The organism is Frigoribacterium sp. NBH87 (assembly GCF_014217665.1).
Taxonomy (GTDB): Bacteria; Actinomycetota; Actinomycetes; order Actinomycetales; family Microbacteriaceae; genus Frigoribacterium; species Frigoribacterium endophyticum.
In genome coordinates this window covers 2,235,074-2,251,974 of the sequence record NZ_CP043650.1, presented here as the reverse complement: position 1 = coordinate 2,251,974, position 16,901 = coordinate 2,235,074, and the positions used below count along the sequence as shown (strand labels likewise).

Here is a 16,901-nt window from a genome sequence, read left to right as displayed (position 1 = left end):
AGTCGGCGGGAGTCTGGACCCGTGGCCGCGTCGATCAGTCGGCGTCGAGCCCCTCGAGCGCCTCACGGGCCCGCTCCGCCTCACGCCGGGCTGCGGTCGCGTCCTCGACGGCCCGACGACGCTCCCGGCGCAGGAACCGCTCGCGGTCGTCGAGCTCGGCCCGACGAGCCTCGGCGGCCGCGAACTCGTCGCGCAGCCGACGCAGGTCGTCGGCGACGCGGTCGCGAGCGTCGTCCAGCTCCGCGACCCGCGACTCCACCTCGTCCCGGTCCGCCTCGGCCCGGTCGGCGGCCTGCTCGGCGCGCCGCAGCTCCTCCCGCGCGACGCGCCGTGCGTCCCGCTGCCGGCTCCGTCGGTCGGGGCCGCTCGTGGACTCGGGCCCGCCGGGGGCCCCGGCGCCCGCGCGGCGCGGTCGGGGCCGGTCGACGGCCTCGCCGGCCACGGCCCCGTCGAGGTCGGCGGGCTCCAGGCCGTCCGCCGCGAGGGGGCGGACGAGCACACCCGACCGGGCGGCCTCCGCCGCGTCGGCGTCGGCCACGACGGCTCGCAGGGTCTGCTCGAGGGCCACCACGGCCGGGCCGGCCAGGGGCGCACCCGCCTGCTCGGCGAGCTCACGGCCACGGGCGAGGAGCTGCGCGAGCGTGGTCTTCCGCTCGTCGGCCAGCGTCGCGAGCGCTGCCCGGTCGCCCTCCGCCTGCGCCGCGCGGAACCGGTCACCCAGGGCCGCCGCGCCGGCGAGGCCCTGCCCGGCGTCGTCGCGGGCGAGCAGGTCCACCGCCCAGGCCGCGGGGCGGCACGCGGCAGCCGGCGGATCCTGCCCGCCAGGTCGCGGTCGCCGGAGCGGCGCACCTCGGCGGCGAGCGCGTCCCGGGCCGCCACGAACTCGCCGGGCACCAGGGCGTAGAGCTGTTGGGCGGCGTCGGCGAGGGTCATCGATCGACCGTACCCACCGGCACCGCCGACCGGCCGTCGGGGCGCGCGGACGCTCCGGTCACGGGAGCAGGTCGTGCGGGCCAGGGGGGGAGCGGCCGCGACGCGGGCGGTCAGGACGCCGAGAGCGACCCGGCGGCGGCGCGGGCAGCGCGTCGCCGTGCGCGGCGCCGGACGGGAGCCGGATCGCCGGCGCCGACCTCGCTCGCCAGGCCGGCGAGCTCCGTCGCGACGGCCCCGGCGAGCGCCGACGCCGCGCGGTGCCGCCGCGTCGGGGCGGCCCGACGGTCGTCGACCGCCTCGAGGGCGGCCACCACCCCGGGGGCGAGGGCCTCGGCCCACTTGCGGTGCATGGAGGCCCAGGAGAAGAGCTCCTGGACGTAGAGGCCGTCGAGGCTCCACGAGGGGAAGGGCACGACGGTGACCGCGTCGTCGTCGGCGGCGACCCGACGGCTCGCGGCGTCGAGGCGCGCGATCTGCGCGGTGATGAGGCGGCGGGCGACGGGCGGGATCGGACGGAACTCGGCCATGGGCGGCAGCTCGGCCACCACGACCCCGACCTCGGGGCCGGCCTCCTGGCGCACGCGGTCGACGAGCAGGCGCAGGTCGGCCTCCCACGAGGTCGCGCTGGTCGCCGCGAGCACGTCGGCGATGCCGAGCAGCACGACGACGACGTCGGCGCCCTCCGTCGTGAGGGAGGGCATCGTCGCGGCCGTGTGCATCGTGAGCACGGGCGAGGTGAGCTCGCTCCAGCTGAGGCCGCGGCCGCGCCGGTCGGCGACCCGCGCCGCGGTCTGGCTCGACGTCGTCATGCCGTGGCTCAGCACGCCGAGGCCGGAGACCGCGACGCTGCCGATGAAGGCGAGCCGCTCGGGCCGGGGCCCGGCGATGAGGGGGGCGCGCTCGTCGCGCGGGAAGATCGACGACGCCATCTCGCGGCGGTAGAGCTCCAGGTGCACGCGGAAGAGCGGTCGAGCCGCGCCGACGAGCAGCGCGGCGAGGGGCGCCGGCACGCCTCGGTGGCGGCGGGGGGCGACGAGCGGGGTCGGGGCGTCGTCGGGGGCGGTGCGGTGGTCCATCGTGTCCTGCGTCCGTGCGGTGACCGAGTCTCCCCGGCGGACCCGTCCTGGGGCCCGTCTCGAGTGTCGCCGCCGGAGGGGCGCCGCGGGCGGCCGGTGCGCTTCCTGGACAATGCGGACGCATGGACCTGGGTCGGCCGAAAGGAGGACACGCCTCGAGGGAAAGTCCAGGTCAGAGCCCCACGAAGACCCGAGGAGGCGCGGGCGCGCCCCGCGGGACGCGCCTCGGCAGCCATCCACCCACCCCGCCAACTGGGGGCATGTCCCTGCCCTGTCGCCGCGTCCACGATCTGATCTTGCACAGCAGTGTGCAAGATCGTACGATGGACCTCGTGACCACGACCGAGCAGACCCCGCGAGCCCCCCGCCGCGACGCCGCCGCCAACCGCGAGGCCCTGATGGCCGCCGCGGTCCGGCTCCTCAACGTCGACGCCGCCGCCCCCCTCGAGGCGATCGCCGCCGAGGCGGGCCTGTCGCGTCGCAGCGTCTACGGGCACTTCGCGACCCGCGACGACCTCGTGCGCGAGGTCACCCTGCGCGGCGCCGCCCGCATCGGCGTGGCCGCGCTGCCCGACCACGTCGACGACCCGGTCGTCCAGCTCGCCGCCCTCGGCGCGCGGCTGTGGTCGGAGGTCGAGCACGTGCGCGTGCTGGCCCAGCTGACGGTGCGCGGGCCCCTGGCCGCCGAGGTGGGCGGCGCGCTGGCGCCGCTGCGGGCCTTCCTCCGCGAGACCGTGCGTCGCGGCGTCGCCGACGGGCGCATGCGCGACGACATCGCGGTCGACACGCTGGCCCGGCTCGTCGAGGGCGCTGCGCTCACGGTGCTCGACGAAGCGACCGGCCGCGACCTCGACCGCGCCGAGGGCCACCGCCTCGTGATGCTCGCCGTGCTCGCCATGGTCGGGCTCGGCTGGCGCGAGGCCGACGAGCTGGTGAGGGCGACGCCCGGACTGGCCCTCGCACCGCCGCCCGCCGACCCGTCGACCGCCGACCCCCGCCCCACCCCGACCCCGGAGCCCTCCGCATGAGACTCGAACTCGACCAGGTCGCCCTCGGCGACGGCCCCGGCGCTCCGCTCCCCGCCGTCTCGGTGGTGGCCGACCGCCGCGCCCCCGGCTTCGTCGCCGTCGAGACGGAGGGCGCCCCCACGCTCGCCTCCCTCGTCGCCGGCGGGCGGATGGCCCCCGACCGCGGCCGGGTGACGCTCGACGGGAGCGAGGACGCCGACGCGGTCCGCGCCTCCTTCGCCCTCGTCGACACCCCCACGGTGGCCGAGCCCTTCAGCACGCTGACCGTGGCGCAGGTGACCCGGGAGGAGCTGGCGCTGGCCGGCCACCGGGCCGACCGCGCCTCCGTCGCCGAGTTCCTCGACGTCCTCGGGCTGACGGAGCACCGCCGCACCCGACTCGCGTCGCTGCCGACCGAGCTGCGCGTCCGGCTGCTCTGCGAGCTGGCGATGCTGCGCCCGGGCGTGGAGGGCCTCGTGCTCACCAGCCCCGAGCGGCACGGCGGCGACGTCGCCGCCTGGCTCGGCGTCGTGCACGACCTGGCCCGCCGCGGGGTCGTCGTGCTGACCGTGACCGGCGTCGCCGCCCTGGCGACCGTCCGCGCCCTGCCCGCCCCGGACCTCGGCGAGGACGAGGACGAGGACGACGACGCCGAGGCCGCGCCCGGCGAGGACGAGGACACCGAGACCGCGCCCGACGCCGACTCCGACACCCACTTCGACGCCCGTCCCGACGACGACCCCGCCGCCCGCCCCGACGACGACACCGCTGCCCCGACCCCAGGAAGCCCCCGCTCGTGAAGATCATCGCCCTCGTCCGCTCCGAGCTGCAGCGGCTCACGTCGACCGGGCTCGCCCGCCTCGCCCTCGTCGCCCTGATGACCGTGCCGCTGCTATACGGCGGCCTCTACCTCTGGGCGAACCAGGACCCGTACGCGAAGCTCGACCAGGTGCCCGCGGCGCTCGTCAACGACGACGCCGGCACGACCGTCGACGGCACGGCGACGAACTACGGCGACGAGGTGACCGACGAGGTCGTCGACGGCGGCGACTTCGACTGGCACACGGTCAGCGCCGCGGAGGCCGCGGCCGGCCTCCGAGACGGCACGTACGACTTCACGTTCACCATCCCGCGCGACTTCAGCGCCGACCTCACCAGCGCCACGACCGACGACCCGACCCGCGCGCAGATCACCCTCGCGACGAACGACACCAACAGCTACCTGGCGACGACGATCGCCGGTCAGGCCGGCAAGACGATCCGGGCCTCGGTGACGGAGAAGGTCGGCAAGGAGGCGGCGGCCCAGCTGCTCGTCGGGCTCGCCGACATCAGGACGTCGCTCGGTGACGCGGCGGACGGCGCCGACCAGCTCGTCGGCGGCGTCGTCTCCGCGGAGCAGGGCACCGACCAGCTGGTGACCGGCGCCTCGGACGCGTCCGCCGGAGCCGACCAGCTCTCGGCCGGGGCCTCGTCGGCCGCGGCGGGCGCCCGGGCGCTCTCCGACGGCACGGACCAGCTGAGCGCCGGCGCCTCGACCCTGTCGAGCGGGCTCGACCAGCTCGAGACCGCGACGTCGACGCTGCCAGGCAGCGCACACCAGCTCGCGACCGGCGCCGACCAGGTCGCCGACGGGAACGAGGCCCTGGCCGCCGGCGTCGCCCAGGCCGCCACGGCGAGCCAGGCCGCGATCGACGCCGCCCCGGCCACGCAGCAGGCGATCGGGCAGCAGCTCGTCGAGTACTTCGTCGGGCAGGGCCAGACCCCCGAGGAGGCGGCGGCGTCAGCGGCCGAGGTGGCGAGCTACTTCGCCCCGCTCTCGCAGTCGCTGAGCGACGCGAACGCCCAGGTGCAGGGGCTGGACGCCCAGGTCGGGCAGCTCGCCACCGGCGCGCGACAGGTCTCGGACGGCGCCGCGGCGCTGGACGCGCAGGCCCCCGCCCTCGCCACGGGCATCTCGGACGCCGCCGCCGGGGCGCGCCAGCTCGACACGGGCGCCGCGTCCGCCGCGACGGGCGCGGACACGCTCGCCACGGGGCTCGGCACGCTCGACACCGGCGCCGCCGGGCTCTCCAGCGGGCTGCACACCCTCAGCGACGGCACGGTGAGCCTCCGCGAGGGCCTCGGCACCCTCGACACGGGCGCCACGCAGCTCCGCGACGGGCTGCAGACCGGCCTCGGCGAGATCCCCGCGAGCACCGAGCAGACCCGCGACGCGCAGTCCGAGGCCATCAGCGACCCGGTGTCCGTCTCCGACCAGGCCGTCACCAGCGCCGGCACCTACGGCGCGGGGCTCGCGCCGTTCTTCATCAGCCTCGCGGCCTGGATCGGCATCTACGCGCTGTTCCTGATCGTCAAGCCCTTCTCGAAGCGCGCCGTCACGGCCGTGCGCGCCCCCGGGCGCGTGGTCGTGGCGGGCTGGGCGGCCCCCGCGCTGCTCGGCGTCGTCCAGATGCTCGCGCTCTTCACGATCGTGCGGTTCGCGCTCGGCTTCGACGTCGTGCACCCCTGGGCGACCATCGGCCTGATGGCCCTCGCCTCGGTCACGTTCGCGGCGATCATCATGACGCTCAACGTGCTGCTCGGCAGCGTGGGGCAGTTCCTCGGCCTCGTGCTCATGGTCGTGCAGCTCGTGACCGCGGGCGGCACCTTCCCCTGGCAGACGCTGCCGGCGCCGCTCGCCGCCCTGCACTTCGTGCTGCCGATGAGCTACGCGACCGACGGCCTGCGCCAGCTGATGTACGGCGGCAGCACGGCCACCGCCTGGGGCGACGCGGGCGTCCTCGCCCTGTGGGGCCTCGGCGCGCTGCTGCTCTCGCTGCTCGCGGCGCGGCGGATGACCCGTCGCCGCACGCTGCGCGACCTGCGGCCGTCGCTGATCGGCTAGCGGCCGGGCCTCAGGCGCGCTCGGCCTCCAGCGCCGGAGCGGCGGCCGGGTCGGCGTCGTCGAGGAAGGTCGTCAGGCGCTCGACCTCGTCGGCCTCGCCGATGGCGGCGGCGCCGCGGCGGAGGGCCCAGAGCGAGCGCAGCACGCCGCGGTTGGGCTCGTGCGACCACGGCACGGGCCCCTGGCCCCGCCAGCCCGCCCGGCGCAGCGAGTCGAGACCGCGGTGGTAGCCGACGCGGGCGTAGGCGTAGGCCTCGAGGTCGGCGCCGCGCGCGGCGGCCTCGTCGCTGAGCAGCGCCCAGGCCAGCGACGACGTCGGGTGGGCCACGACGACCTCGGCCAGCTCGAGGGACCCGAGGTCGGCGAGCACGTCGGGCTCGGCGGGCAGCAGCGTCTCGGGCACGCCGAGGAGGTTCTGGGAGGGCATGCCCCCACGGTAGCCCGTGCTGCCGGACGACCCGGCCCGCGACTCCCCCCGGCCCGCCGCGGCGCGGGTCAGAAGCGGTGCTGCCGCACCCAGGCGTGCATGACCACCGCCGCCGCCGCGCTCGCGTTCAGGCTGCGGGTCGAGCCGAACTGCGAGATCGCGAGCAGCGCCTCCGAGGCGGCCACCGCCTCCTCGCTGAGGCCCGGGCCCTCCTGGCCGAAGAGCAGCACGCAGCGCTCGGGCAGGTCGAACGTCTCGACGGGCACCGACCCCTCGACGTTGTCGACGCCGAGCACGGGGAGGCGGTGGTCGCGTGCCCAGGCCACGAACGTCTCGACGTCGGGGTGGTGGACGACGTGCTGGTAGCGGTCGGTCACCATCGCGCCGCGCTTGTTCCAGCGGCGGCGACCGACGATGTGCACGGTGTCGGCCGCGAAGGCGTTCGCGCTGCGCACGATGGAGCCGATGTTCATGTCGTGCTGCCAGTTCTCGACGGCGACGTGGAAGGGGTGCCGGTGCTCGTCGAGGTCGGCGACGATCGCTTCCATGCTCCACCAGCGGTACCGGTCGACGACGTTGCGGGAGTCGCCGTCACGGAGGAGCTCGCGGTCGTAGCGGGGGTCGTCGGGCCAGGCGGCCTCGCCCCCGGGCCACGGGCCGACGCCGTGGGCGAGACGGGGCTCGTCGGGGTCGTCCGGGAGCGGGGAGGGACGCGGGTCGTCGACGGGCACGACCCCAGGGTACGTCGGCCGGTGCCGTGGCCCGCAGACCGATCGGTCATTGCACGTGTGACACGTGGAATGTTACCCTGCTCGAGCCGATCGACGAGCGCCGGCCCGACCCGCAGAGGTGCCCCATCAGCGAGACCGACCTCGACCCCTCTCCCCCTCCGCGTCACGGCTGGCCGGGCAGCGCCGCCGCCGTCCGCGGAGCGCTGGTGGCGGCCGACGCGGCGGCCTGGCTCGTGGCCGTCGCGACCGTGGCGCTGCTCGTCGACCTCGTCGGGCCGGGCACCGCACCGCACGTCGCCGCCTGCGCCGGCGCAGCCGCCGTCGCACAGCTCGCCGTGGGCACGGCCTGGGGCCTCTACCGCCCCCGGTGGGTCGCCGGCAGCGCCGCGGAGGCCCGCGGCCTCGTCGCCTGCGCCGCGGTGGCCGCGGCCGCGGTCTCGCTCCTGCCCCTGGTCTCGCCCTCCCGGCTCGGCCCGTGGATCGACTGGCCGCCGGCCCTGCCCCTCGTCGCGCTCGGCGTCGCCGCCCTCGCGATGGGCTCGGCCCGGGCGCTCCTCCGGGGCCGTCTCGAGGCGCGGCTCCGCCCCCGCGGCGCTCCGACGCCGGCCCTCGTGCTCGGTGCGGGCTCCGTGGGCGAGCACGTCGTCCGGCGGATGCTCACCGACCCGAGCTGCCGCCACCGCCCGGTCGCGCTGCTCGACGACGACCCGGCCACGCACGGCATGCGGATCGCGGGGCTGAAGGTGCTCGGCGGGCGCGAGGTGCTGGCCGAGGCCGCGGCCCGCACGGGCGCCGGCACCCTCGTGCTCGCGATGGCCCGGGCCGACGCCGCCCTGGTCCGCGAGCTGACCGACCACGGCGAGTCGGCGGGCCTCCGCGTGCTGACCGTCCCCACCATCGACGAGATCCTCGAGGGCAGGTCGGGCGTCACCGACCTCCGTGACGTCTCGCTCGAGGACCTCGTCGGGCGACGCCCGGTCGAGACCGACGTCGCGGCCGTCGCCGCGAGCGTCCGGGGCCGTCGCGTGCTCGTCACGGGCGCGGGCGGCTCGATCGGCAGCGAGCTCTGCCGCCAGCTGGCGGCGCTCGGCCCGGCGGAGCTCATCCTCCTCGACCGTGACGAGACCGCCCTGCAGTCGGTCCAGGTGTCCCTCGCCGGCCACGGCCTGCTCGACACCCGCGAGGTCGTCCTCGCGGACATCCGCGACCCCGTGGCGCTCGGAGCCGTCTTCCGGGCCCGTCGCCCCGAGGTGGTGTTCCACGCCGCAGCCCTCAAGCACCTGCCGCTGCTCGAGCAGTACCCCGGCGAGGCCTGGCAGACCAACGTGATGGGCACGCTCCACGTGCTGGAGGCCGCGCAGGCCGTCGACGTCGAGACGTTCGTGACCATCTCGACCGACAAGGCGGCGAACCCCACCAGCGTGCTCGGCCGCTCGAAGCGCGTGGCCGAACGGCTCACGGCGCACGCCGCCGAGGCCACCGGCCGTCGCTACCTCTCGGTGCGGTTCGGCAACGTCCTGGGCAGCCGCGGCAGCATGGTGCCGCTGTTCCGCGACCTGATCGCGGCGGGTCGACCCCTCACGGTCACGCACCCCGACGCGACGCGGTTCTTCATGACCATCCCGGAGGCCTGCCAGCTCGTGCTGCAGGCCGGGGCCATCGGCGGGCCCGGCGAGGTCCTCGTGCTCGACATGGGAGAACCCGTGCGGGTGCTCGACGTCGCCGAGCGGATGATCGCCCTGTCGGGGCGTGACGTCGAGGTCGTGTTCACCGGCCTGCGCCCGGGCGAGAAGCTCCACGAGGAGCTCACCGGCGTCGGCGAGGTCGACGAGCGGCCGGTCCACCCGCTCATCTCGCACACCGTGGTGCCGCCCCTCGCCGCCGACGACCTCGACGTCCGGTCGATGACGAACGGCCCTCCCCCCGCGGGCGAGCGCCGCGTCGCGACGGCCTAGCCGCGGCGACCTAGCCGCGGCGGGCCGAACGGCCTCGGCTCCGACCCGGAGGGGACGCGGCGGCCGCAGCGTCGCACTCGACGACGTCGCAGAGCCGGGCGACGAGCAGGGGCTGCGCGTAGCGCTCCTCCGCGAGCCGCCGGGCTGCCCGCCCCGCCCGCCGCAGCCCGGCGGCGTCGTCGACGAAGTCGGCGAGGGCACGGGCCGCCCGGCCGGGGTCGCGGTCGAGCTGCAGGCCCGCGCCCGTCTCGACCAGCGCCTCCGCCTGCCAGCCCCCGATGTTCATCGCGACCGGACGCGCCGCGGCGAGCGCGTCGAAGTACTTGTTCGCGCTGTTCGCCCGCAGGGCCGGCACGTCGGCGAACGAGCTGAGCGCGATGGTCGACGCCGCCAGGACGTCGGGCAGGTCGGCCTTGGCCACGGCGTCGAGCACGACGAGCGACCGGTCGAGGACCCCGAGCCGGCGCGCCCGCTCGCGCACCGCCTCCTTCTCGGCCCCCGCCCCGAGCAGCACGACGACCAGGTCGTGGCCCCGCCGGTCGAGCTCCACGGCGACGTCGACCAGGTGGTCGAGCCCGTTGGCCCGCCCGAAGGTGCCGCAGTAGACGGCCAGGCGACGCCCGAGGAGGCGCGGGTGGCGGCCCGTGAAGGCCTCCGGCCGGGCGCGGGCCGGGTCGAACCGCTCGAGGTCGCTCATGTTCGGCACGACCACGGTGCGGTCGCGCGGGTGACCCGCGCGGACGACCGAGTCGGCCATGCCGGGCGAGAGGGCGACCACGGTCGACGACGACGCGTAGGCCGCGCGTTCGAGGAGGCGCGCGGCCGCCCTCAGGAGGGGGTGCCGCAGCGCCCCCATCGCGATGGGCACCTCGGGCCAGCTGTCACGCACCTCGAAGACGAGCGGGGCCCGGCGGAGGAGGGTCGCCGCGATGCCCGGCACGGCGATCGTCAGCGGGGTGCTGGTCGCGACGACCACGTCGCCGCGGAGCGACCGGGCGAGCAGCGAGGAGCGCAGGGCGAACGCGACGAACGCGACGATGCGGCGTCCGTCGCCCATGGCGGCGGCGTAGTCGACGGGGATGCGGTGGACCGTCACGCCGTCGTGGACCTCGTCGGCGTCAGCGCCGTGCGCGCTCGCGGGGGCCGCGTCGACGGGCGGCGTGGCCGTCACGACGTGGACGTCGTGCCCGCGACGCGCGAGGGCCGTCGCGACGTGGAACGACCGCACCCCGCCGGCCTGCGCGGGGGTGAGGAAGTACTGGTGGAGGTAGACGACGCGCACGACGGCCTTCCGACGGAGACGGCAGGTCGTGGGCACTCCCCCGCCTGTGATGTTGCACATGTACAATACCGACTGCTCGGCCCGCCGTCGAGAGTCCGCACCCGATCGGAGCGAGAGCCGATGTCCCTGTCCGACCACCTCCACGTCCTGCGCCGCTCCTGGTGGCTCGTCGCGCTCGTGACCCTGCTGGGGCTGGCGGTCACGGCCGTCGTCTCGGGCGCCTCCCCGCGGGTGTACGAGTCGAGCACGCAGCTCTTCGTCTCGGTGCGCGGCACGAGCACGAGCACCGCGATCGAGGTCGGGCAGGGCAGCGCCGCCGCGCAGCAGAAGGTCCGCAGCTACACCGACGTCGTCACCAGCTCGCGCGTGCTCGAGCCGGTCGTGCTGCGGCTCGCCCTGCCGATGAGCACGAGCGAGCTCGCCGAGGCCGTCACCGCGACGGTGGCCGCGAACAGCGTCGTCCTGACCATCAGCGTCCGCGACACCGACCCCGCCCGCGCGGCCCTCATCACCGACGCGGTCAGCGAGAGCTTCCGCGACGTCGTGGTGGGCAGCCTCGAGGCCTCGCCCGACGGCGGGGCGAGCCTCGTCGGCCTCGAGGTGCTGGAGCCCGCGGTCGCGAGCAGCGCGCCCGTCTCGCCCCGCACCTCCCGCGACCTGCCCCTGGGCCTCGCCCTCGGCGCCGCCGTCGGCTACCTGGGCGCCCTCGCCCGGCACCTGCTCGACACCCGGGTGCGCTCCGGCGACGACGTCGAGGCGGCGGGCGAGACCGTCCTCGGGGCGACGCTCCACGACCCCGACGCCCAGCTCCGCCCGCTGACCGTGCAGCACGACCCCCGCGGCACGCGGGCGGAGGCGTACCGCTCGCTCCGGACGAGCCTGCAGTTCGCCGACGCGGGCAGCGACGCCCGCGTGGTCGTGGTGACCTCCGCGCTGCCCGGCGAGGGCAAGACCACGACCACCGCGAACCTCGCCGTGACGCTGGCGGAGACCGGCGCCCGGGTGGCGTTGGTCGACGCCGACCTCCGCCGGCCACGCCTCGCGGAGATGATGGGGCTGGAGGGCGCCGCGGGCCTGACGGACGTCCTCATCGGCCGGGCGGGGCTCCGCGACGTGGCCCAGCCCTGGGGCCGCGACGGCCTCGACGTCGTCGCCGCGGGCCAGGTGCCGCCGAACGCGAGCGAGCTGCTCGGCTCGACGCGCATGCGCGAGCTCCTGGTCGAGCTGAGGGCGACCTACGACTACGTCCTCTTCGACGCTCCCCCGCTGCTGCCGGTCACGGACGCCGCCGTCCTGAGCCACGTCGCGGACGGAGCCCTCGTCGTCGCCGCGCTCGGCCACACCCCGAGGGCCCGCCTGGAGGAGGCCCTCGCCCACCTGCACCGCATCGGCACGCGGGTGGTCGGCGTCGTCCTCACCATGCACCCGGTCGGCCGGGGAGGTGCCTACAGCGCCCCCTACGCGCCGGTCTCGGCGGCGTCTGAGCCCCTGGTGACCAGCCCCGCCTCCACGGGCTCCGAGCGTCGCGCCCGCGGTCGCCGGGCGGCACCGCGCCGGGCCGACGACGAGCGCCGTGCCTGACGGTCCGGCCCGACTCGTGCTCGATCCGCGCTGACGAACCGGGCGCGGCGTCGATCCTCCTCCTGGCTCAGCGGGCGTCAGAGGTCGACGACCACGGCCCCCCAGGAGAGACCGACGCCGAAGCCGACCAGGAGGAGCCGCATGCCCGGGCGGACCTGGCCCGTCCGGAGGGCCGCCGCCAGGGCCAGGGGGATCGACGAGGACGTCGTGTTGCCCACGTCGCTCATCTCCACCACGAACTTCTCCGTCGGGAGGTCGAGCTTGCGTCGCAGCGTCTCGAGCATGAAGGCGTTCGCCTGGTGCAGCACGACGGCGTCGATGTCGTCGAGGGTGAGATCGGCGCGGGCGAGGGTCTCCGCGATCGCTCGCGGCACCGCCCGCAGCGCGAAGCCGAAGACCTCGGCGCCGTCCATGAAGAGGTCGTGGCCGTTGCTCTCGAGGCCCCGCGCCCCCGGCGACGCCGCAGGAGCCAGACGATCGCCGTCGGCGAGGCCGCCGGTGGGCACGATGAGGTGCCGGGCGCCGGAGCCGTCCGTCCCGTAGCTGAAGCCCCGGAACGTCGGCGACCCGGCCGACGCGGCGACGAGGGTCGCGCTGGCCCCGTCGCCGAAGATCGTGCGGAGCGCGGCGTCGGAGGGGTTCACGTAGCGGCTCAGGGTGTCGGCGGTGAGCAGCAGGACCGAGTCGGCCTGCCCCGAGTCGATGAGCGCGGACGCGGCGCCGAGGCCGTAGACGTAGCCCGAGCAGCCCATGCCGAGGTCGAACGCGCCGACGTCGGTGCGCAGGCCCAGGCGGTCCTGCACGAGGCACGAGGTCGACGGCATGGCGTAGTCGGGCGTCTGGGTGCAGAGCAGCACGAAGTCGATGCTCGCCCTCTCCAGCCCCTGCTCATGGAAGAGGGCCTCCGCGGCGGCCACGGCGAGGTCGGCGGTCGTCTCGCCGAGCGCGACGACGCGGCGGCTGTCGATCCCGGTCTTCGCCGCGATCTTCGCCACGCTGACCGGGGCCAGCTCAGCGTCGAGCCGGGCGTTGTCGACGACGGTGTCGGGGACGTGCCCCGCCACCGCTCGGAGGGCGGCGAACCGCCTCGGCGCGGTCACGGTCGCCCTGCCGCGCGGCCGGCGGGCGTCACCACGACCGCCGGGTTGCCGAAGACGGTGTCGCCGGGCGCGACCCGTCGGAGCACGACGCTCCCGGCCCCGACCGTCGCACCGGCCCCGACGCGTGCCCGGGGCAGGACGGTGGCCGAGCTGCCCACCACCGCGCCGTCGCCGACCGTCACGGCGCCCAGCAGCTGGGCGTACCCGTGGACGGAGACGTGGTCGCCGACGACGACGTGGTGGCCGACGAGGGCCCCGGTGTTGAGCAGGGCGTGACGGCCGATGCGGGTCGAGGTCGACACGACCACGTGGGGGAAGAGCACCGATCCGTGGCTGAGCTCCGCCCCGGCCAGGAGGATGGCGGTCTCGTGCACGAAGGTCGTGAAGACGGCGCCCTTCTCCGCGAGCGCCCCCGTCACCCGGCGCCGGGCGGACGGGTCGGCGATGGTGCAGAGGACGAGGTCGCCGGGCCGGGGCACGTGCGCCTCGACGGTCGAGACGACGCCCGGCCCGCGGGCGACGTCGTCGACGAACACCACGTCGCTGATGCCCCGTGCGTCACGCCAGCCGACCGCGGACGAGATCATCGCGGCGACCTCGTGGCCGGCGCCCCCGGCCCCGACGAGGACGAGACGGGCGGCGCCGGAGGCGGACGGTGACGGGGTCATCGCGCGGTGTACCCGCCGTCGACGACGAGCGAGCTGCCGGTGATCCACCTCGCGTCGTCGGAGAGCAGGAAGCGCACGGCGGCCGCGACGTCCTCCGCGCGGCCCAGGCCGAGAGGGTGGGCGTCGACGACCCGCTGGAGCCCCTCCGGCCCGATGGCGCGCCGCAGCTGGTCGATCATCGGCGTCACCACGGTGCCCGGGCAGACGCAGTTGACCCTGATGGACTCCCGCACCAGCTCGAGCGCCAACGACTTGGTCATCGTGACGACGGCCCCCTTCGAGGCCGAGTACGCGGCTGCACCGGGCTGGCCGACGAGGCCGAGCACCGACGAGACCAGGACGACGGAGGCGCCCTGGACCCGGCAGGACCGCCGACGGAAGGCCCGCGTCAGCTGCAGCGCCGACCGCACGTTGATCGTCAGCATCTGGTCGACCAGCTCGGCCGACGACGCGCGGACGGGCTGGACGGCCTGGACGCCGGCGCAGTGCGCCAGCCCGCTCAGGGGCCCCTGCTCGGTGACGACGCGGTCGACGAGGCTGCTGCAGGCGTCGGGCTCGGCGAGGTCGGCGACCCAGGAGGCGTGGCCCTCGCCCGGGAGCTCCGCCAGGACGGCGGCGAGCCGGTCGACGTCACGGCCGGCGGCGGCGATCCGGTGGCCCCTCGCGGCGAGGTCGAGCGCGGTGGCCCGCCCGATGCCCGACGAGGCGCCGGTGACGAGGACGAGCGGGGCGGGCGACGCGGTCACGCGACGGACGGGAGGGTGAGGTCGTGCAGGTCGCGGATGGTGGTGCAGTCGGCGAGGCGCTGCGCGTCGACCGTGACGCCGAGCGCGACGTCGACCCGGGCGATGAACTCGACGTTCGAGAGGGAGTCCCACCCGAGGTCGTCGAGCTCGTCGTCGAGCGAGAGCGCCGTGGCGCTGTCGTCGGCCTCGACGAGGTCGTGGACGAGGGCGAGCAGGTCGGAGGTCTCCACGGGAGGGCCCTTCGGGTCGAGCCCCGCGTGGGGACATGGCTGATGTGCAATTGATACATTAGCAGGCGGGTCGACCGACCGGTAGCTCTCAGAGCTGGACGACGACGGCGGCCCACGAGTAGCCGATGCCGAAGCCGACGAGGGCGACGCGGTCGCCCGGCCCCGCCCGCCCGGCGCGGACGGCGGCCTGCAGCGCGAGCGGCACGGACGACGAGGCCGTGTTGCCCGTCGTGGCGAGGTCGACGACGAACTTCTCCGGGGGGAGGCCGATGCGGCGCCGGAGGCTCTCCAGCATCACCGCGTTGGCCTGGTGGAAGACGAAGAGGTCGACGTCGTCGACGGTCAGCCCGGCCCGCCGCAGGCAGGTGTCGAGGGCCCCCGGGACCGTGCGCAGGGTGAAGGCGAACACCTCGGGGCCATCCATGTAGACGTCCCGGCCCGACGGCGTCAGGCCCCGCGCCTCCGGCGACGACCCCGGCGCGCGCTCCTCCCCCGGCGCGAGGCCGCCGTTGACCGCGAGCAGGTGTCGGGCCCCCCGCCCGTCCGTGCCGAAGGTGGCGCCGAGGAACCGCGGGCCCTCGGCGCCCCCGGTGACGAGGGCGGCCGTCGCCGCGTCGCCGAAGAGCACCCGGAGCTGCGGGTCGCCCGGGTTCACGAGGCGCGTCAGCGCGTCGGCGGTGACGAGCACCACGCGCTCGGCCTGCCGCGTCTCGACGAGGCCCCGCGCGAGGGCGAGCCCGTAGACCCAGCCCGAGCAGCCGAGGGAGACGTCGAGGGCCGCCACGTGGGAGCCGAGGCCCGCGCGCTCCTGGACGAGGCAGGCCGTGGCGGGCAGGACGAGGTCGGGGCTCTGGGTGCAGACGATCAGGGCGTCGACGCTCGCGGGGTCGAGGTCGCGCTCGGCGAGCAGCCGCCGGACGGCGGACGCCGCGAGGTGCGACGTCCACTCCCCCGGGGCCGCGACGTGCCGGGCGTGGACGCCGGTGCTCGCCGCAGCGCGCGCGACGTCCCAGCCGGGGTGCTGGGCGGCGAGGTCGTCGTCCGTCAGCACGGCCTCGGGGAGGTACGACGAGAGGGCGGCCAGCTGGGCGTGGACGGGTGCGGTCACGGGGCGCCGTCGACCGTCGGGCCGGCGGCGCGGACGACCGCCAGGACGTCGTCGACCGTCCGACAGGCCGCGAGGTCAGCAGGCTGGACGACGAGCCCGCGCCCGACCTCGAGCTCGACGATCAGGGTCACGTCGGTGAGGGAGTCCCAGCCGAGGTCGGCGAGCGCGACCCCGGGCCGGACGCGCTCCCGGTCGATGAGGGCCGCCGAGGCGAGGGTGTCGAGCAGGTCGGACGTGTGCATGATTCTCCTCCGGTGACATGTGAAACATAGTGTAGCCCCCTGGAGGCACTGTGCCTAGATGCCCCCGAGCCGCTGGGCACGGGCCCACCGGGCATCAGTAAGGTGTCGCCATGGCTGATCGAAGCGACGTGGAGTGCTGGCTGACCGACATGGACGGCGTGCTCGTGCACGAGAACCACGCCCTGCCGGGGGCGGCCGACCTCATCCAGCAGTGGCAGGACGAGGGCACGCCGTACCTCGTCCTCACCAACAACTCGATCTTCACGCCGCGCGACCTGGCCGCGCGCCTCCGCGCCTCCGGCCTCGACGTGCCCGAGGAGCGCATCTGGACCTCGGCCCTCGCGACGGCCGACTTCTGCCGGTCGCAGATGCCCGGCGGCTCCGCCTTCGTGATCGGCGAGGCGGGCATGACCACCGCGATGCACGAGGCCGGGTTCATCATGACCGAGACGGCCCCCGACTACGTCGTGGTCGGCGAGACCCGCAACTACTCCTTCGACGCCATCACCAAGGCCGTGCGGCTGATCCGGGCCGGGGCCCGGTTCATCGTCACGAACCCGGACGCGACGGGGCCGAGCGCCGAGGGCGTGCTGCCCGCCACGGGCGCGATCGCCGCGATGATCCAGGCCGCCACGGGCAAGACGCCCTACGTGGTGGGCAAGCCGAACCCGATGATGTTCCGGTCGGCGATGAACCGCATCGGGGCGCACAGCGAGAACACCGCGATGATCGGCGACCGGATGGACACCGACATCATGGCCGGCATCGAGGCGGGGCTGCACACCATCCTCGTCATGACCGGCATCAGCGACCAGGCCGAGATCGACCGGTACCCCTTCCGGCCCAACGAGGTGCTCAGCGGGGTGCACGAGCTGGTCCGGGCCGAGCCGCTCGAGAGCGACGTCGTCCCCTCCGAGCTCTAGGCGCCGTC

Annotated in this window: 17 protein-coding genes; 6 read left to right on the top strand and 11 right to left on the bottom strand. The window is 75.9% G+C overall.

The annotated features are described in order from the left end of the window. Positions 1-34: 34 nt before the first annotated feature. A complete protein-coding gene (locus tag F1C15_RS10505; RefSeq protein WP_185231063.1) occupies positions 35-775 on the bottom strand; it encodes a hypothetical protein in 741 nt (246 codons plus the stop codon). A 268-nt stretch (positions 776-1,043) separates the two neighbouring features. Beyond that, positions 1,044-2,009, bottom strand: a complete 966-nt coding sequence (locus F1C15_RS10500; RefSeq protein WP_185231061.1) for a GDSL-type esterase/lipase family protein — start codon at positions 2,007-2,009, stop codon at positions 1,044-1,046. A gap of 332 nt (positions 2,010-2,341) precedes the next feature. Here F1C15_RS10500 and F1C15_RS10495 point away from each other — a divergent pair, with 332 nt between their 5' ends. Genes F1C15_RS10495 through F1C15_RS10485 form a run of 3 tightly spaced genes read left to right on the top strand, consistent with a single transcriptional unit; the run spans position 2,342 to position 5,900 of the window. Further along, positions 2,342-3,037, top strand: a complete 696-nt coding sequence (locus F1C15_RS10495; protein ID WP_235491228.1) for a TetR/AcrR family transcriptional regulator — start codon at positions 2,342-2,344, stop codon at positions 3,035-3,037. Next, positions 3,034-3,816 (top strand): hypothetical protein, encoded by a 783-nt coding sequence (locus tag F1C15_RS10490; protein WP_185231059.1) that lies wholly within the window; start codon positions 3,034-3,036, stop codon positions 3,814-3,816. Before F1C15_RS10495 ends, F1C15_RS10490 begins: the two co-directional genes overlap by 4 nt. Further along, entirely contained in the window at positions 3,813-5,900 is a 2,088-nt protein-coding gene (locus tag F1C15_RS10485) for a YhgE/Pip family protein (protein ID WP_185231057.1), read from the top strand. The genes F1C15_RS10490 and F1C15_RS10485 overlap by 4 nt, the downstream gene beginning before the upstream one ends. Before the next feature lie 10 nt (positions 5,901-5,910). On the opposite strand, the gene F1C15_RS10480 is transcribed toward F1C15_RS10485, so the two are convergent. Both F1C15_RS10480 and F1C15_RS10475 read right to left on the bottom strand, forming a co-directional pair. After that, a complete protein-coding gene (locus F1C15_RS10480) occupies positions 5,911-6,327 on the bottom strand; it encodes a DUF3151 domain-containing protein (RefSeq protein ID WP_056056100.1) in 417 nt (138 codons plus the stop codon). A gap of 68 nt (positions 6,328-6,395) precedes the next feature. Next, positions 6,396-7,058, bottom strand: coding sequence for an RNA methyltransferase (locus tag F1C15_RS10475; protein ID WP_056056098.1), 663 nt, complete (start codon positions 7,056-7,058; stop codon positions 6,396-6,398). 206 nt (positions 7,059-7,264) lie between these two features. On the opposite strand from F1C15_RS10475, the gene F1C15_RS10470 reads away from it, so the two are divergent. After that, positions 7,265-9,013, top strand: a complete 1,749-nt coding sequence (locus tag F1C15_RS10470) for a nucleoside-diphosphate sugar epimerase/dehydratase (protein WP_185231055.1) — start codon at positions 7,265-7,267, stop codon at positions 9,011-9,013. A 10-nt stretch (positions 9,014-9,023) separates the two neighbouring features. Here F1C15_RS10470 and F1C15_RS10465 read toward each other — a convergent pair whose 3' ends face one another. Then, positions 9,024-10,355, bottom strand: a complete 1,332-nt coding sequence (locus F1C15_RS10465) for a glycosyltransferase family 4 protein (protein WP_185231053.1) — start codon at positions 10,353-10,355, stop codon at positions 9,024-9,026. Positions 10,356-10,415: 60 nt separating this feature from the next. Here F1C15_RS10465 and F1C15_RS10460 point away from each other — a divergent pair, with 60 nt between their 5' ends. Further along, entirely contained in the window at positions 10,416-11,876 is a 1,461-nt protein-coding gene (locus F1C15_RS10460) for a polysaccharide biosynthesis tyrosine autokinase (protein WP_056056093.1), read from the top strand. A 77-nt stretch (positions 11,877-11,953) separates the two neighbouring features. Here F1C15_RS10460 and F1C15_RS10455 read toward each other — a convergent pair whose 3' ends face one another. The 6 genes from F1C15_RS10455 to F1C15_RS10430 form a co-directional block, all read right to left on the bottom strand. After that, positions 11,954-12,976 (bottom strand): 3-oxoacyl-ACP synthase III family protein, encoded by a 1,023-nt coding sequence (locus F1C15_RS10455; protein WP_185231051.1) that lies wholly within the window; start codon positions 12,974-12,976, stop codon positions 11,954-11,956. Beyond that, positions 12,973-13,644 carry an acetyltransferase gene (locus F1C15_RS10450; protein ID WP_056056089.1) on the bottom strand — a complete coding sequence of 224 codons (672 nt, stop codon included), beginning with the start codon at positions 13,642-13,644 and terminating at the stop codon, positions 12,973-12,975. The genes F1C15_RS10455 and F1C15_RS10450 overlap by 4 nt, the downstream gene beginning before the upstream one ends. Beyond that, positions 13,641-14,390: an SDR family NAD(P)-dependent oxidoreductase gene (locus F1C15_RS10445; RefSeq protein ID WP_185231049.1), complete on the bottom strand. Its 750-nt coding sequence runs from the start codon at positions 14,388-14,390 to the stop codon at positions 13,641-13,643. Before F1C15_RS10445 ends, F1C15_RS10450 begins: the two co-directional genes overlap by 4 nt. Further along, positions 14,387-14,620 carry a phosphopantetheine-binding protein gene (locus tag F1C15_RS10440; protein ID WP_185231048.1) on the bottom strand — a complete coding sequence of 78 codons (234 nt, stop codon included), beginning with the start codon at positions 14,618-14,620 and terminating at the stop codon, positions 14,387-14,389. Before F1C15_RS10440 ends, F1C15_RS10445 begins: the two co-directional genes overlap by 4 nt. 88 nt (positions 14,621-14,708) lie before the next feature. Continuing rightward, positions 14,709-15,728, bottom strand: coding sequence for a 3-oxoacyl-ACP synthase III family protein (locus tag F1C15_RS10435; RefSeq protein WP_185231047.1), 1,020 nt, complete (start codon positions 15,726-15,728; stop codon positions 14,709-14,711). Continuing rightward, a complete protein-coding gene (locus F1C15_RS10430; RefSeq protein WP_056056082.1) occupies positions 15,725-15,970 on the bottom strand; it encodes an acyl carrier protein in 246 nt (81 codons plus the stop codon). Before F1C15_RS10430 ends, F1C15_RS10435 begins: the two co-directional genes overlap by 4 nt. A 110-nt stretch (positions 15,971-16,080) precedes the next feature. On the opposite strand from F1C15_RS10430, the gene F1C15_RS10425 reads away from it, so the two are divergent. Next, positions 16,081-16,893: an HAD-IIA family hydrolase gene (locus tag F1C15_RS10425; protein WP_056056078.1), complete on the top strand. Its 813-nt coding sequence runs from the start codon at positions 16,081-16,083 to the stop codon at positions 16,891-16,893. Positions 16,894-16,901 lie beyond the last annotated feature (8 nt).